Annotated in this window: 10 protein-coding genes; 2 read left to right on the forward strand and 8 right to left on the reverse strand. The window is 46.2% G+C overall.

Annotation, left to right across the window (positions count from 1 at the left end; genetic code table 11):
* Both VL525_RS06835 and VL525_RS06840 read right to left on the reverse strand, forming a co-directional pair.
* Positions 1-2175, reverse strand: a complete 2175-nt coding sequence (locus VL525_RS06835) for a peptidase domain-containing ABC transporter (RefSeq protein WP_325384720.1) — start codon at positions 2173-2175, stop codon at positions 1-3.
* Positions 2176-2654: 479 nt separating this feature from the next.
* Entirely contained in the window at positions 2655-4241 is a 1587-nt protein-coding gene (locus VL525_RS06840; RefSeq protein WP_325384722.1) for a vitamin K epoxide reductase family protein, read from the reverse strand.
* 683 nt (positions 4242-4924) lie between these two features.
* Here VL525_RS06840 and VL525_RS06845 point away from each other — a divergent pair.
* Positions 4925-8509 (forward strand): ABC transporter permease, encoded by a 3585-nt coding sequence (locus VL525_RS06845; RefSeq protein WP_325384724.1) that lies wholly within the window; start codon positions 4925-4927, stop codon positions 8507-8509.
* 308 nt (positions 8510-8817) lie between these two features.
* Here the strand turns inward: VL525_RS06845 and VL525_RS06850 are convergent, their stop codons facing one another.
* From VL525_RS06850 to VL525_RS06875, 6 genes are all read right to left on the reverse strand, one after another.
* On the reverse strand, positions 8818-9705 hold the full coding sequence (locus tag VL525_RS06850) for a dienelactone hydrolase family protein (protein WP_325384726.1): 888 nt from the start codon (positions 9703-9705) through the stop codon (positions 8818-8820).
* 112 nt (positions 9706-9817) lie between these two features.
* A complete protein-coding gene (locus tag VL525_RS06855) occupies positions 9818-11974 on the reverse strand; it encodes a xanthine dehydrogenase family protein molybdopterin-binding subunit (protein ID WP_325384728.1) in 2157 nt (718 codons plus the stop codon).
* Between the two features lie 22 nt (positions 11975-11996).
* Positions 11997-14150 (reverse strand): xanthine dehydrogenase family protein molybdopterin-binding subunit, encoded by a 2154-nt coding sequence (locus VL525_RS06860; protein WP_325384729.1) that lies wholly within the window; start codon positions 14148-14150, stop codon positions 11997-11999.
* Positions 14151-14164: 14 nt separating this feature from the next.
* The gene (locus tag VL525_RS06865; protein ID WP_325384731.1) at positions 14165-14773 is read right to left on the reverse strand and encodes a hypothetical protein; all 609 of its coding nucleotides are present in this window, start codon (positions 14771-14773) and stop codon (positions 14165-14167) included.
* Positions 14770-15240 (reverse strand): (2Fe-2S)-binding protein, encoded by a 471-nt coding sequence (locus VL525_RS06870; protein ID WP_325384733.1) that lies wholly within the window; start codon positions 15238-15240, stop codon positions 14770-14772. The genes VL525_RS06865 and VL525_RS06870 overlap by 4 nt, the downstream gene beginning before the upstream one ends.
* A 91-nt stretch (positions 15241-15331) precedes the next feature.
* Positions 15332-16324, reverse strand: coding sequence for a helix-turn-helix transcriptional regulator (locus VL525_RS06875; protein ID WP_325384735.1), 993 nt, complete (start codon positions 16322-16324; stop codon positions 15332-15334).
* A 58-nt stretch (positions 16325-16382) separates the two neighbouring features.
* Here VL525_RS06875 and VL525_RS06880 point away from each other — a divergent pair, with 58 nt between their 5' ends.
* Entirely contained in the window at positions 16383-17366 is a 984-nt protein-coding gene (locus VL525_RS06880; protein ID WP_325384737.1) for an aldo/keto reductase, read from the forward strand.
* Positions 17367-17378: the final 12 nt, after the last annotated feature.

Consider the following 17378-nt stretch of genomic DNA (forward strand, 5'->3'; position numbering starts at 1 on the left):
TTATGTTCCTAACTCTAATTGATTTTTAACTAATTTATAATAATCACCTTTGAGCGCCGTCAACTCATGATGTGTCCCCTGCTCAATAATACGCCCCTTGTCGAGCACAATTATATTGTCCGCATTGCTAACCGTACTTAAGCGGTGCGCCACAACGATTACCGTTCGCCCGTTAAAAAATTCCTGCAGGTTATCCATTATTACCCGCTCGTTATTGGCGTCAAGCGCGTTTGTTGCCTCGTCAAAAAAGATGTATTCCGGGTTCTTGTAAACGGCCCTGGCTATTAATACGCGTTGGCGCTGTCCCTGGCTTATGCCATTACCTTCGGCGCCTATCCTGGTATTGAGGCCCAATGGCAACCCATCTATAAAGTCCTGTATATTGGCTACTTTAATTGCATGGCGAAGCTTTACTTTGTCGGGGTAGTCGTCGCCCACGGCGATGTTTCTTTCTATAGAATCCGAAAAAATAAAGCCATCCTGCATCACTACGCCGCACTGGCCCCGCCAGGCTTTAAACCCGATATTATTCAGCGACTGCTCGCCCACTTTTATCTCCCCTTTTTCAGGAAGATAAAACCTAAGTAATAACTTTAAAATTGTCGTTTTGCCGCTCCCGCTCATGCCAACAATAGCGGTAGTTTTACCTTGTGGAATGTTAAGGTCAATATTCTCCAAAACAGGTTCGTTGCCAGCACCAGGGTAGCGGAAAGTAAGGGCATTAAGGCTTATACTTTTATTTTCTGGCAGCGTATGGTTCCATTCTTTACCGGCAGGTTCTTCATCGTCCATCTGGTGTATCTCGTTTAAACGCTCCAGGCTGATCTTAGCGTCCTGGTAGCCCTGTATAAACCCTAAAAATTGCTGTATCGGACTATTCAGTTGCCCGATGATATATTGTACAGCCATCATTGCTCCCAGCGTAAGGTTACCGTCAATAACTGCTTTGGCGCTCAAAAAGGTGATAAGCAGATTTGTCCCTTCGTTAATAAACGTAGATCCGCCTTGCTGGTATTGGGTCAGCGCCAGATTTTTTACGTTGAATTTAAACAGCCGTGCTTGTATATGTTCCCATTCCCAGCGCTTTTGCTGTTCGCAGTTGTTCAGTTTGATCTCCTGCATGCCGCTAACCAACTGGACGATACTGCTTTGATTCCTGGCCGATACTTCGAAACTTTTATAGTTAAGCACCCTGCGGCGTTTTAAGAATATTAGTATCCAGGTGGTATATAATGTACTGCTCACCACGAATACAAAGAAAATAGCGACATTATAATAGGCTAATACAACCGAAAACACCAACAGGTTGAACAAAGAAAAAACAGTACTGAGGGTTGAACCTGTTAGAAAGCTTTCGATCTTTTTCTGATCGTTCATACGCTGCATAATATCGCCGGTCATTTTGGTATCAAAAAAACTCATGGGCAGTTTCATGAGTTTGATCAGGAAATCCGTCAGAATAGAAATATTTACCCGCGTGCTGATGTGCAGCAATATCCACGAACGGATAAATTCCACACTTACCCGCCCGATTATGAGCATACTTTGAGCGATGAGGATAATGTAAATGAAATTGAGGTTACGGGTATTGATACCGATATCGACCACCGACTGGGTTAAAAACGGCGTGATCAGTTGCAGCACGCTGCCGATACCAAGGCCAAACAAGAGCTGCAACACCAACTTGCGGTAGGTGATCAGATACCGCAGCAGGAACGCCCATCGCACCTCACTTCCCTTCTCATCATCCTGCTCATAAAACTGGGGAGTAGGGCTTAATAACAGGGCGACTCCCATATCTTCATCGCTTAAAAAGGCTCGCTTAAAATCAGGCCCTTCCAGCGTTTGCAAACCACTAGCCGGGTCGGCCAGGTAATATTTGTCGCCCTTGATCTTATATAGTACTACAAAATGGTTTTGGCGCCAATGCAGGATGCAGGGCAGCTCGGCCTGTTTTAATTGGTCGGCAGTCAATTTTACGCCGAGCGAACGGAACCCGATCTTTTCAGATGCATCGCTAAGGCCCAGCAGGGATATACCCTCGCGGTTAAAGCCGCAAAGCTCACTTAGCGTACGCAGGTTAAAATTGCGGCCATAATGTTTGGCCACCATCCGCAGACAGGATGGACCACAGTCCATACCGTCTAATTGTTTATAATAAGGGAAGGTGCTCATTTGATTACAATTATTTCATTTCAGGCCATAAACCCACTGCGCTGGCACCGCAAAAACAATCGAATAGCAAACACTATTCGATTGTATGAAGAAGATAAGCGGTGTTAAAATAAATGAACCGCGAACAAAGTAATGTCCGTGGTTTAATTTTTAAACAAATGAGCAATCTTCGGACGACCCCCAGTCGCCATTTTGCGCGACGCAATTACAAAAGCCCAGATTTGTAACAGTACATATACCGGATTCATAATTAAAGCTACCGTCCTCTAGGAAAAAAATGCAACTTTTCCCCACGCCACAACCGCCTGACTGTCCTGCTTTTACCATTCTCATTTCTTCTCTTCCGAGTCTCTTAAATTGTTTCATAAAGCTATAATTATAAGTTATTCAATAATTGCCACTAAACGCCCCGGCAACTTAAGCGACATGTATTCTAAAGGACATGCTCCTTACTTTCGCGAAAAGTATCTTTGACGCTATTACGCCAGCATGTATTTAATATCTTCTACCTGGTAATCTGCCGGCAAAACGTAGCCATTAATTAGCAGGGTGGGGGTAGCTTTTACCTCCGCCATTTCGCACCATCCTTTCTGTTTATTGAGTTTATGGTATTTGCTTTCGTCCAATTGCACGGGATAAACATCGGCCCATGCCTTGTAATCCTTTTGCTTCTGTTCGTACCAGTCGTGCAGAGCTTGTTTCATCAATTCTTTGTCGCCGGTTTCATTCAGGGCCATCAAATGTCTTACCACAGGTGTTTTGTTATCGTTATCCGTATTGTCGGCAGTAAAAACAATGCGCAACTGTATATTGTCTAATTTGGCAAGCCAGCTATCCAGTTCCTGGTGGGTTTTGCTACAGGGCGGGCAATAAGGGTTGCTCACCATAGTAATAATCGTATCAGCCTCGGTATTGCCCAATACGATGCTCCAGTCTTCGGAGGGTAAGGTGTATTTAGGTTGGTTTTGAAGAGAGGTATCAAACAGTTCCTTGTTGTATTTAAACTTTTGTAGTTGGGGTTTTAAGGTTTTCAGCTGCTGGCTCTTCATCAGCAGCGGTTTCAAAAACATCCAGACAACTACAGGCAAGGCCATACATGCCAAAAGCAATAGCCATTGGTTATTGCCCGGTAATAAAACAGGCGCCTTCAGGAAGGTAACCAAAGGAATAAATTCGGCCCAAAGTAAAGCCTGAACAGTTAAACAAAATACACACCATTGCTTTGCTATCCGTGCCTGGTAAAAAATAGAATAAAAGGTATAAGGCAAACTTAGCAGGTTTAAAAAAGCAAGCACTTGCAATACGGCTGCCGAGCCATTACTAAACAGCAATACAAGCAGCGTGCCCGCAAAATAGAAAAACCCAACTTCGCTCCAGCTTAGCCACGCGGATACCCGGGCAGCCTTTGACGAAAGAATAGCGTTGCAATCGCTTTTACCGGTGCCGGTACATAAGGCCTGTACAAAAGGGTTGTTCTTATCTATACTCTGTATAAGCAACAACACCGAGGTAACCAGCCCAAAGGCTTTAGTTAAAGTCAGCACGGCTACCTGCCAGTTTAGATTGGAAAAATAATTATTGTTAAGTAATATACCGGCAAGCACAATTCCGGCAAGCAGCAATATAACGGTGCCCTTATATTTAAAAACTGCATCGCTGGTATTTCTTTTTGTGGATTCATAGCCTGACAGCGATGGCTGCACCGCGAGGACCACGCCGTCGAAAAATTGGGTGGCGGTTTTAAAGGGGATTTTATAATTTTTTTGTTTGTGGTCCGATACAGTTAGCTCCCCAGCAGATATTTTACTTACTACAGCGAATTCATTTTTAAGGGTATGAGCAATAAAAGGCACCGGTACTTCGGCTAACTCACTTGTATCTATGCGATACGCGGCATTGTCTATGCCAAACCAGTTCAATACATCACTTATCGCAAGCATACTCGGATACTCCGGGTGCTTTTCAAGCTCCGCAATAATATCCTGAGGTCTTACACTGACGGATAGCTCCTTAAGCAGTCCAATAACAACAGAGTCCACATTGTTTTGATTATCAAAGAATTGCATAGATTATTAAAAAAGGTTAGGATGTAATGATTTACTCACGTAAGCTAAAATTTAACTTTTGAGAAATCAATCGGTGTTTTCACGGTATTTTTATGGGTGTTTTCACGTTAGTACGAAACCTTTTTGAGCTTCAAATGAACCTTTTCTGTAGTTTCAGGCAGATTGGTCCAGGTATCTCTGAAAATATAGTAGCCCTTTAGCTACTCTAAAAGGCTACCGTATAATGATCCCTATCGGATTCGAACTCTGCACTAAGCCGTTTTTAGACTGCTCAAAAACTTAAGTTGCTCGACCATGCGGTTTGGATTATGTCCAGTCTGGAGGCAATCAAAAAAGGAAGCCATAGAAAACTATGTCCCAGACCGGACTCGAATCCGCTAGATAATTGTAAATAAAATTTTCATGCCCTCTACCGAACGGTTCAGGCTTAGTCCTGTTGGGGCAACCTTTTAAGTCAGGGGCCTTTAGTCGTAAGACTAAAGGCTTTTTATTGGTAGCTCCTCTGGCTTATATCTGCTGGATAGCTGACGTAGGTTCGTCCCGGTAGCTATCTGGACCTGCTCCAGCTCGTTAGCACCTTAGAAAGCAAAAATGGATTTGTTGGCTTTTATTACAACAATTGACAGACTTGTTATTTAAAATGGTAAATTTCAAACTACTATTTTGGAACAACAATTGACGTTGTGAAGTTATTGGAACCATATGCATTTCATATCACTGTTTATGATATCGTCTTCTTCGGCGTGATAATTATTGGTTTGACTTTTGCCCTTCAGTTATGGTTTAAAAAAGATACTGATCGGGCTGCTAACCGATTTCTTGCCTTAGCATTAGGCATAATGGTTTTATCGATAGAACAGTTATTAGGTATTGACACCGGGCTAAATACCTTACCGCAATTTTCATTGGCCTTTGGGCCTCTTATTTATTTTTATGTAAGGAAGGCGACGAGGCAGGAGTGGCAGGTCCGGTGGAAAGATATGTTGCATTTCTGCCCTGTTCTTTTGGAACTGGTTATTTGGACGTCAAAAATTCCTTTTGTAGTAAAACCACTAACATTTGTATCGGTTGGCGCTTATTTATACCTCTGTCACAGGCTGATCGAACGCTTTTACACGCACCAGAAATTTAATGAGGGCGATCGTTACCGTTATGCATGGCGCTGGCTGCATCGCTTATTAGCTGGTTTGGGCGTGGCTTTGTTATTATGGATACCGCTTACAGCGATTGACTATTTTGGCTTTCACTTTACGCTGCATCGCCACGCTTATTACCTACTATCGCTGATTATGGCGTTTATGATTATCCGGATGGGCGTTGTGGTGTTATTAAGGCCCGCATCCGATACTATTGTGGGAGGGTCATTGTTTCCGACGTCTCCGATTTCAACTGCACTCAAGCAAAAAGGCAACTGGCTTAAGAAAATGATCGAGACCGGATTGCTATTCCAAGACCCGGAACTCAGCGTAAGCTCATTGGCCAGGCAGCTGGATATGCCCGCTTATGAGTTATCCCGGATCATCAATATCGCGCTCAAAAAAAATTTTGCAGATCTCATTAACGAATACCGCATCCGGGATGTGGTAGGCAAAATGCAGGACCCGGCTTATGATCATATCACCCTGCTGGGTATAGCGTTTGAATCGGGTTTCAATTCCAAAACAACATTTAACCGAACTTTCAAGCAAATGACCGGGAAAAGTCCGGCGGAGTATAAAAGCGATCTGAAAAAAGAGCGACCATTTTCTAAAATGGAACGTTTTGCGGGAAACAGGCCAGTAGTTTTGAATCGTGAGAGCCTTGAGTGGTATCACGGAAAATTAAACGGTCTTATTATGTTTCGCAATTATTTTAAGATGGCATGGCGCAATATTGTGCGCCATAAGCTGTACAGTTTTATCAACGTTATGGGCCTTGCCCTGGGCATTTGTGGATGCCTGGTTATTTACCTGGTCGCCGGCTTCGAATTCAGCTTTGACACTTTTCACCCGGATAAAGAGCGGATATACTGCGTAGATATTGGTATTGCAGGAAGCACGGAGCCGGATCATAACCACTGGAACTGTGTACCCGCTCCAATGCCGACGGCAATGCGGGATGAAATGTCGGGGATCGAAAAAGTAGCAGCTTTCCAGCATTATAATCCCAAAACGATAATAAAGCAGGGGAGTAAGACTATCAAAACATTCGATAATACAAATGGAATCATAGCCGGGTCCGACTATTTTGACATATTACCTTATACCTGGTTAAGCGGCAATAAAAATACGTCGTTAAGCAAGCCCATGACAGTGGTGCTTACGCAAAGCCGTGCAAAGACGTATTTTGGAGACCTGCGGCCTGAGGCCATGATAGGCAAAACTATTACCTATGATGATTCATTGACGGTGACTGTAACCGGTATCCTGCAAGACTGGAATAAGAACTCCGATTTTAATTTCTCGGAATTCATTTCATTCAGCACCATAACCAGCAGCTTCTTAAGAAACCAAATCCCATTGGATAATTGGGGCTTTCTTAACCATGGCAGCCAGGAATTGGTAAAGTTATCTCCGGGAGTTGATCCAACACAGGTAAATAAGCAGTTCCCGGAGTTTATAAAAAAACACCTCGATCCGGATCCGAAAACCAAATTGTTTGCGCAGCTGCAACCTTTTACAAGCATTCATTTTCATCGGGAATACGGGGGCGAGGGCAATAAAGCAGATTTGACGGTGATGTACATCCTATCCGCCGTCGCCTTATTTATTTTGATTATAGCAGCGATCAATTTTATAAATCTGTCAACAGCGCAATCCATACAAAGAACCAGGGAAATAGGTATACGCAAAGTTTTGGGCAGCGGAAAAAGCGCTATTATATTGCAGCTTTTGACAGAAACTTTTATGCTGGCCTTAATGGCCGTAACTATAGCTGTCGCCGCGGTGCGGCCGGTATTAAATTTACTTGCCTCTTTCATTCCGACCGACGTGAAATTTGATCTTACAGCATGGTCTACTTTGGCATTTTTGATCGGAATCGCAGTATTCACTACCTTGCTGGCCGGACTGTATCCAGCAAAACTACTATCGTCCTTTCAGCCGGTTTCAAGCTTAAAAGGGGAAATCAGTGCGCGAACAAATAACAAAGGACGCCTGCGCAAAAGCCTTATAGTTTTCCAGTTTGTTATTTCGCTTATTTTCATCACCGGCACTATTGTGATTGCGAAGCAGATCAATTATATGCAAACGCGATATCTTGGTTTCAAAACGAATAATATTATTATCCTGAGAAGCTTGTGGAACGCTCCCCCCGAAAAAATGAAGGTACTTGCCCAAAACATTAAGCAGTTGAGCGGAGTTGAGCAGGTTATAACGGAAGCTGCTGCTCCAATGGGATTCGCACATATGGGTAATGGCATACAATTAAAAGGAAGCGGCGAGAAACCCTTCCAGGTTTCTGTCCATTCGGGCAACGAAGACTTTGTGCCATTTTATCATATGAAAGTAGTTGCCGGGCGCAACCTGCTGCATAGTGATAGTACAAAAGAATTCCTGATTAATGAAACCGCCGCGAAGGCCCTTGGATTCAATAAACCCCAGCAATCAGTCGGGCGGCTTGTGGAGTTTGCCGGTCAAAAAAAAGCATACCCTATTGCCGGAGTTGTGGCTGATTTTTTCGAAAATTCGTTCCATCAGCAGATGATGCCCGTGGTTATAACCAATGACCCGAAAACTCAATTCGGCATCGCATTAAAATTAACGCCGGCCGAATATCAAAAGGGTGATATGACAGTAATGGCAGCCCGCATAGCAAGGGAATGGAAGAAAATTTTCCCTAACGAAGCTTTTGATTATTCTTTCCTGGGCGATTCAATCACTAAACTCTATGAAAGCGATACTCAAACACAGTGGCTCATGCGAACAGCAACACTGATAACCATATTTATTTCGTGCATGGGACTGTTCGGATTAGCGATGTTTAGCACCGAAAGAAGGGCCAAAGAGATTGGTATCAGGAAGGTTTTGGGCGCAAGCGTAGGCAATATCCTGGCACTGCTGAATAAAGACGTGATCATTCTGATCGCTATTTCGTTGCTGATATCATCACCCATTTCCTGGTTCTTTATGCACAAGTGGCTTCAGAATTTTGCGTATCATACCGATTTTAGTTTATGGATATTTGGATTGGCTGGCGGGGGAGCTTTGCTGATAGCTATGGTTACTATCAGCTTCCAAACAATTCAGTCAGCAATCGCAAACCCTATAAAGGGATTAAGAAATGAATGACAATTATCAGCCCGGGAAGAATGAAATTCCGGTAAATACATTTGAAAATATTGCGGCTTCGTAAATTTTAAATAAAACGGTTCGGGCTTAGTCCTGTTGGCTACCTTTTAAGTCAGGAGCCTTTAGCCGTAAGTCTAAAGGCTTTTTTCGTTCATAACCCTCTGCATGGTTTTCTTCAGACGGCGCTACCGACTCAAAAGAGGTTAGTTGCGATTCGCCCAAAGGCATAAATGCAGGTAATTATCAAACTATTATGACGTCACTTTAAAACCGGAACAGTCTAAAAAGTGGCCGGTGAGATATGATCGTTACTTCAAATGCTCCTTAAAGAAATCAATTGTGCGATTCCAGGCCAATTCAGCGGCGGCTTTGTCGTACCGGGGTGTGGTGTCGTTATGAAAGCCATGGTTGACATTCTCATAAATAAAGGCCTGATATTTTTTGCCGTTGGCCTTTAAGGCAGCTTCATATGCGGGCCAGCCGCCGGTAATGCGGGCATCGAGCGACGCGTAGTGCAGCATCAGGGGAGCGTGAATTTTAGGCACATCTGCGGCAGCAGGCTGACTGCCATAAAAAGATACCGCAGCAGCCAGGTCAGGTATCCTTACAGCCATCATATTGGCTATACCACCGCCAAAACAAAAGCCTACCACACCTACTTTGCCATTGCAGTCTATATGGTTTTTAAGGTAATAATAAGCTGCAATAAAATCCTCTTCCATCTCTCCCTTGTCTCTTTTGCTTTGCATCTCCCGTCCTTTGTCGTCATCGCCGGGGTAACCGCCAAGCGGTGTAAGTGCATCAGGCGCGAGCGAAATAAACCCAGCCAAAGCGGCCCTTCGGCCTACATCTTCAATATAAGGGTTCAAACCCCGGTTCTCGTGGACCACTACGATTCCGCCGAACTTCCCTTTAGCGTCTACCGGCTTTGACAGTAATGCCTTAATCGTCCCCCCGCCTTTTGGCGAATCATATTTGATATATTCCGATTTTACACGCGGATCGTCTTCCCTGACCTGGATATTCCCTTTGTAATCGGGCATCAGGAAACTCATAAGTGCAGGCACGGTTAAGCCGCCAACCGCATAAAGCGATAGCTTTTGCACAAAATCACGCCGGTCGAGCCGGTTGTGCGCGTAGTCGTCGTATAGCTCAAATACTTCCTGGCTAACGTCTTCTTTCCTGATCTGGCTCATAACAAAAGGTTTACTTAATATAACGATTCACGGCAGTTGCCCGCCAAAGAAGTAACAGTCGCGCCACTCATAGGTTTTGGAAAAACTTTTGCCAGTTGACATGGTATGTCCTTTAAATCATATCCAGGCTAAAAGGCAGTTTTCGGATACGCTTGCCGGTGAGGTCGAAAATGGCGTCGGTTAATGCCGGAGCAAAAGGAGGCAATCCGGGTTCGCCCACACCGCCTGCGCTGGCATCGTTCTCCATAATATGAACTTCAACCGGCGGCACGTCACTCATACGCGGCATCCGGTAATCGTAAAAATTATGCTGTTCCACCAAACCATCCTTAAAAGTGATCTCGTGCGTGGTGGCCGCACCAAGCGCCATTACAACTGAACCCTCCACCTGTGCTTTGATGATATCAGGATTAACATACCAACCGCAATCCATTACAGCCCAAACCTGGTCTATCTTTATCTTACCGTCCGTACCCCTGGAAACCTTCACGACCTGTCCTACAGTACTATCGAAACATTCCGTTATCGCAACGCCATATCCTTCTTTCTTTTTCCTCGATCTCCAGCCCGATACTTCTTCCATCTTGTCGATCAAACGCTGGCATCTTTCATCTTTCAGGTATTTCCTGCGAAAATCCAGTTGATCCTGCTCCGCTAAAGCCGCCATTTCGTTCAAAAAACTCTCGTATGCAAACCCATTAGTGGATGCATAAACCGAGCGCCACCACATGTTGGGTAAGGGCATTTCGTACGGAACATCGGCAAAACTTATATTTTTAATACTATCGTAGTATGGTTTCAGAAAACCTTCTGCCGTGCTTCCATTTGCCTTGCCCCGGCCCGGGCTGTTCCAATGATCGATATTTTGCCCTGCCATTTTAAATTTCAGGGCGCTTATTTCGCCATTTTCGAGTGCACCCTCTCCGCGGTAGGATATACCTGCACGATAGGGCCCCTGCCTTACATCATCTTCCCGTGTCCATACAACTTGCACAGGTGCGCCAATTTCCTTTGATATCAAAACGGCCTCGTAAGGATAATCCAAAAAAGCTTTTCGCCCGAACCCGCCGCCCAAAAACGTCATATTTACAACCACTTTCTCTTTAGGCATTTTGAATTTGCTGGTAATATCGCCCAGCACCCAATCCGGCGCCTGTATCGGTCCCCATATTTCAATTTTATCGGGTTGGTAATAAGCTACGCAGTTTAGCGGTTCCATCGCTGCGTGCGACTGGTATGGCGTTTGATAAATAACATCTATTTTTTTGCCAGCTTTCGCTAAAATATCATCGGGGTCTCCCTGTTTCTTGAATGAAAGTCCTTCTTCTTTTTTAAGCAATTCCTCGTGGGCTTTGTAAATGTCGCCGCTGTTTACATGGTCAAAATCGTTGTCATCCCATTCAACACGAAGGGCCTTTCTGCCCTGAATCGCTGCCCAGGTCGAATCGGCAATTACTGCCACGCCGTCGCGGGTGGTATTAAAAACCAGCATTTGAATTTTAAATGCCTGCTTAACCCCGGGAACTTTTAATGTTGCTGAAGCGTCAAAACTCTTTATTTTACCCCGAAGCCTTGGATTCCGTTCAACGGAAGCATATAGCATTCCGGGCAGCTTTTTATCCAAACCGAAGATAGCCCCGCCGTTGGTTTTCATCGGAGTATCTATCCTGTTGAGCGGTTTGCGGATCAGCTTGTATTCTGAAGTGCTTTTGAGCTTAACATCCTTCGGTGGTGAAAGCTTTGATGCGTCGGTCACCAATTCACCGTAATTGAATTTTTTGCCGGATGATCTATGTATAACCTGCCCCGACTCTGCATAACATTCGCCTGCCGCGACATTCCATTTGTTTGCTGCAGCAGCGATAAGCATTTCGCGCGCGGTAGCGCTTAATTTCAATAACTTTTTATACGACCCCCTGATGGTGGAACTGCCACCTGTTATCTGGCTGCCATATTTGGTTGGATCGCCGATGGCAAATATTACATCAACATCGTTCAGGTTAACTTCCAGCTCCTCGGCGATGATTTGCGGAACCGATTGATACGAACCCTGTCCCATTTCGGCCCGATGATCTGTTAGCGTGACCTTGCCATCTGTGCCAATACGTATCCACGCATTAAATTCAAACCCCGGTTGTTCTGCCGCATGCGCCGATATCACCTCATCCTTTTTTGCGTTTGCAGGAAGATAAAATCCTAAACAAAGCGCTGTTCCTGCGAGACTGGACACCCGGAGAAAATTTCTTCTTGATACCGTATTAGTTTCCATAATAGGAATTTTTTAAAGCAGTTTAACTTATTTTTAAGTCGAAAGGCATTTTCCGAATTCGCATCCCCGTCGCCGCAAAAATGGCATTGGCCAGCGCCGGCGCAAATGGCGGCAATCCGGGTTCGCCCACTCCCTTTATTTTCCCCTCACCTGTAAGGATATGCACTTCCACCCCGGGCACCTCGTTAATGCGGATCATCGTGTTGTCGTAAAAGTTATGCTGCATCACTTTGCCATTCTTTAGCGTTATCGCCGGTTTTGTTGCGGCAGTTAGCGCCATAACCACCGCACCTTCCGTTTGATTCCTGACGTTATCGGGGTTTACCGCTACACCCAGGTCGATAACGGCGTAAACTTTATCTACTTTGATCGTTCCGTCGGGCAAACGCGTAACCTCTACCGCCTGTGCGCATTGCCCGGCAAAAAATTTCCATTGTGCCAAACCACGCCCACGGCCCTTCGGCAGCGGTTGGTCCCAGTTTGCCACCTCGCGGAGTTTTTTAAAGATCTTTGCAGTGTCCGAATCCGGCGCCAGCAGGCCCATCCTGAAATCGAGCGGATCCTTACCCGCCTTGTGCGCCAGTTCGTCCATAAAACACTCATGGGCAAAAGCTAAGGTAGAACTGGTTACCGAACGCCATGCTGCCACGGGCACATGGTAATCGGCCCGGACATAGGATGTTTTAATATTGGGTACCTGGTAATCCTGTTCGCCAATACCTTCCACCATTGTGCCATCGACTTTGGTTTTGTCAAAATTGGGGCGGGCCGACTCGGATATGGAAGGACTGATCACTTTATGCCTGAAAACAACAAGTTTGCCGTCGTCAGCAAAGCCACCGCTAAGTTTGGAAAACGTCATTGGACGGAACGGGCCGAATTGAGTGGTATCTTCCCGCGACCAGATCACTTTTACAGGCTTATCATATTGCCTGGCAATGTTAACGGCTTCGATCAGGTAATCAAGGTACAATCTGCGGCCAAATCCGCCGCCGACGAACATATTATGCATTTTTACATTTTCAGGCGAAAAACCGGTAAGCTTTGGTAACTCGTTGGGGCTGCTGCCAACTACCGAACTGGGCACCTGGGTCGACGTCCATATCTCCAGGCTGTCACCGCGAACGTGTGCCACAGCGTTCATCGGCTCCATGGGACTGTGTGCTACAACAGGCGTTTCATAAAATGCCTCAACAGTATTTTCCCGCGAAACATTCACCTTATCAGCATTCCCGATATTTTTGTCCGCCAGGCCTTCTTCATCGGCCAGCTTACGCAAATGTTCATCGTAATCTTCAGAGTTAAAATTATCAAAACCTTTGTAATCCCAGTCTATCTTCAGCTTTTTGCGGGCTTGTAAAGCGGCCCAATAGGAATCAGCGATAATGGCTACCCCGGTGTACCGATAATTGCCGACCACGCGCCCGGCTTCAACAACCTTGAGTACGCCCGGCATTTTAAGTGCTTCTGAAGCGTCAAAACTTTTTAAAGTGCCGCCTATGACAGGGCACCGTTCTACTGAAGCATAAACCATCCCCGGCACCTGCACATCAATGCCAAATTGAGCTTGTCCGCAGGTTTTTAAGGGAATGTCGGGCCGGTGCGACATTTTTCCTACTATCGTGAAGTCTTTGGGGTCTTTCAGTTTTGGCTCTTTGGGCAGGTCGAGCCTGGCGGCATCTTCAACCAATTCTCCGTAAGTAAACGACTGATTGTTTGCGCTGTTGATCACCTTTCCATTCCGGGCATAACAATTATCGGGGCTTGCGTGCCAGCGGTTAGCCGCCGCCGCTACAAATACCGCCCTTGCAGTGGCACCTGTTTTCCTGTAGTCGTTAAAACCGGTGCGGATGGAGGAACTACCCCCTGCACGCTGCCCACGGCCAAATTCGGGTTCGCCGCTGGTGTTTTTTATGGTTACCTGGTCCAGCGAAACTTCGAACTCTTCCGCTATTACGGCCGGAACGGACTGGAATGTACCCTGTCCCATTTCGGGCTTGATATTAAAGATGGTTATATTGCCGTTAGATTCGACCAGAATAAACGGGGAGAAGTTTTTGGCCGTTGCAATATCACTTGTTTTAATGATGGCGCCTTTTGCAGAAAGGCCGAGCCATAATGAAATGCCTGCAGTACCGGCAGTTTTAATAAAATTACGTCTTGATACCAGCTCCATAATTCAACCCCTTTCTATTTAATTTTTGCACCCGGCGCATAAGCTCCCTTGGCTATCCACAACCGCACCTGGGCCGCAAACGCTTTCCTGTTCATAGGCGGCAAAGTACGCCCGTCACCCGGGTGCCAGGCCCAGCCCACAAGGTCGTCGTTTGCCATATGATCTATCAACTGTGCTTTTGTCCTGTTGCCGTTTTGTTTAGGGTCAAGCAGTTGCAGCGCCAGTTGTCGCGGCGTACGCCCCTGGAACACCATCCGCATATTGGCGGGGGGCAGTGCCCATTTCGGATTGCCAGGAGGTGCGTGCAGGCCCGGTGTATTTTCGGCCTGGTGGCAATTACTGCAACGTACAGAATATACGCCTTTGCCGTCAACTCCCCGTTTAACGTTCATGGTATGTATGTGGCTGTCATCGCCCTGCAGGGGTTCATCGCCCGATGGGTGGCAATTCATACACCGTGCACTTTTTAATACCTTATACACCGACATAAATGCCTTCACCGAACCCACACTATCTTTTGCCAAAACAGGGTTGCTTTCGGTTTTTGTTGTTTTTGTCGTAAATGATATCATTACCACGGCGGCTATAAGTACCACCATCGTTAAAACGATCAACTTTTTCATATTTTGGCCCCTTCCCGCTGCATTTCTGCCGCTTTATGGATTGCGGCCCTAACGCGTTGATAGGTCCCGCAGCGGCAAATATTGCCCGACATGGCATCGTCGATGTCCTGGTCGGTAGGGTTGGAGTTTTCGCGCAGCAAAACAGCTGCCGACATCAATTGGCCCGATTGGCAATAACCGCACTGCGGTACATTCAGTTCGTTCCAGGCCACCTGCAGCGGGTGGTTGTTGGCCGCAGAAAGGCCCTCGATGGTAACGATCTGCTGACCAGCCGCGCGGTTTAGTTTAGTAACACAGGACCGCACCGCCTCTCCGTTCAGGTGAACGGTACAGGCGCCGCATTGTGCCACGCCGCAGCCGTATTTTGTCCCCGTAAGGCCAAGTATGTCCCTGAGGGCCCATAGCAGGGGCATATCGGGGCTCGCATCTACATTATGCTGTTTCCCGTTAACTGTAATGGTGATCATAAGCGCTGTTATATTTGGTTATACTAATATACCGATATATAAAGAAAACTATCAATTGCTTTCCGATTGTTACACAGGAAAGCAACGGTTCTTAGTTCGTGGTGCGATATTCTAAAGGCGAACGCCCTACACGCTGCTTAAATACCCTGGCAAAGTGCTGCGGATACTTAAAGCCTAATTCGTAAGCAATTTGGCTTACCGTTTTGTTTGTGTCAAATATTTTTTCTTTGGCCACATCGATCAATTTAGCCTGGATGTATTCCTGGGCTGACCGGCCGGTTTCCTTTTTTACCAGGTCGCCGAAGTAATTGGGTGACAAGTGCACCTGTTCTGCGCACCACCCCACCGACGGCAAGCCCAGCGTTTGCGGTTTATCCGATACAAAATAATCGTTCAACAGGCTTTCGAATCTTTCAAGCATGCCTTTGTGCACATGGTCGCGGGTAATGAACTGACGGTCGTAAAAACGCATGCAATAGTTCAGGAACAATTCGATATTATTAGCGATAAGAGTTTTGCTATGCTTATCAATGGGGTGTTCAAGTTCATATTCTATCTTGGAAAAACAATCTAAAATGATCCCTCGTTCACGTTCGGCCAAATGAAGCGCCTCGTGCGATTCGTATAAAAAAAAGGTATAATCGCTGATATGTTTGCCGAGTGCTGTCCCGCGTATCAGATCGGGATGAAAGGCGAGCCCAAAGCCTTTGGGCTGAAAATAGCTGCCATCGGTTTCAATACCAGCCACCTGGCCCGGCGCCATGAATACAAGGGTTCCTTCCTGGTAATCGTACAAATGCCGACCATATACCAGGTCGCCGCACTTTACATCCTTCAGAAACACGATATAAAACCCGAAATACATGCGGTAGTGCTGCCGGGGTTTGGCCTTCGAAAAATCGACCACCGTTACCAGGGGATGCAGTGTTTGGTGATTATTGAAATCATTGTATTGGCTGATGTTATCGAATCGCATTAAATTATCCATGGCTTTTTCGCTTATCGTATTCAAAACTACGCCTTTTGTAAACAGTTTGTACTGTATCAGTAATATTGGTAGGCGATACCGTAATCGGTATAACATACGGCCCAAAAATAAGCCCCAATTTTGCCCTTGTGATTTAAAACACCAATAATATACTATGAAAAAACGCAAATTAGGAAAAAACGGCCCGGAGGTTTCATCGCTAGGTTTAGGCTGCATGGGACTAAGCTTTGGCTTAGGGCCGGCAACAGAAAAACAGGATGCTATTAAATTGATCCGCCGCGCATTTGAGTTAGGCGTCACTTTTTTTGACAGCGCAGAAGCATACGGCCCTTATGTGAACGAGGAAGTGGTAGGCGAGGCGCTCGAACCATTCCGCAATGAGGTGGTGATCGCTACGAAATTTGGTTTTAAAAATGGTAAGCCTGCGGAAGGTTTGGACAGCCGGCCCGAAAACATACGCGCACATACAGAAGCGGCGCTCAAACGCCTGCGTACCGATCGTATCGACCTGCTGTACCAGCACCGCGTAGACCCCAATGTGCCCATCGAAGATGTAGCGGGCACGGTAAAGCAACTGATCGGCGAAGGTAAGGTTAAATATTTCGGCATGTCGGAGGCTGGTGTTGAAAGTATCCGTAAGGCGCACGCCGTTCAGCCGGTTACAGCACTGCAAAGCGAATACTCGCTGTGGTGGCGCCAGCCGGAGGCTGAGATACTCCCGCTTTTGGAAGAGCTTGGTATCGGCTTCGTTCCGTTCAGCCCGCTTGGCAAGGGATTCCTTACCGGGGCGATCAACGAGAACACTACGTTCGATAAAAACGATTTTCGCACTATGGTTCCGCGTTTTTCGGAAGAGAACCGCAAGGCCAACCAGAGCTTGGTGGATGCGCTCGGCAGTATCGCCACTCAGAAAGGTGTTACCAATGCACAGGTTGCCATAGCATGGCTGCTGGCGCAAAAACCGTGGATCGTTCCGATACCGGGAACTACGAAGATCAGCCGCCTGGAAGAGAATATGGCTGCAGCCGATGTTGAATTGAACAAACAGGAGCTGGCCGGGATCGAAGCCGTACTTGGCAATATTGAAGTGCAGGGTGCCCGCTACCCGCAGCAAATGCAGCAAATGGTGGGTAAGTAGCAACCTGTTGTG

It is taken from the genome of Mucilaginibacter sp. (assembly GCF_035492695.1).
In the GTDB taxonomy this organism is placed as follows: Bacteria; Bacteroidota; Bacteroidia; order Sphingobacteriales; family Sphingobacteriaceae; genus Mucilaginibacter.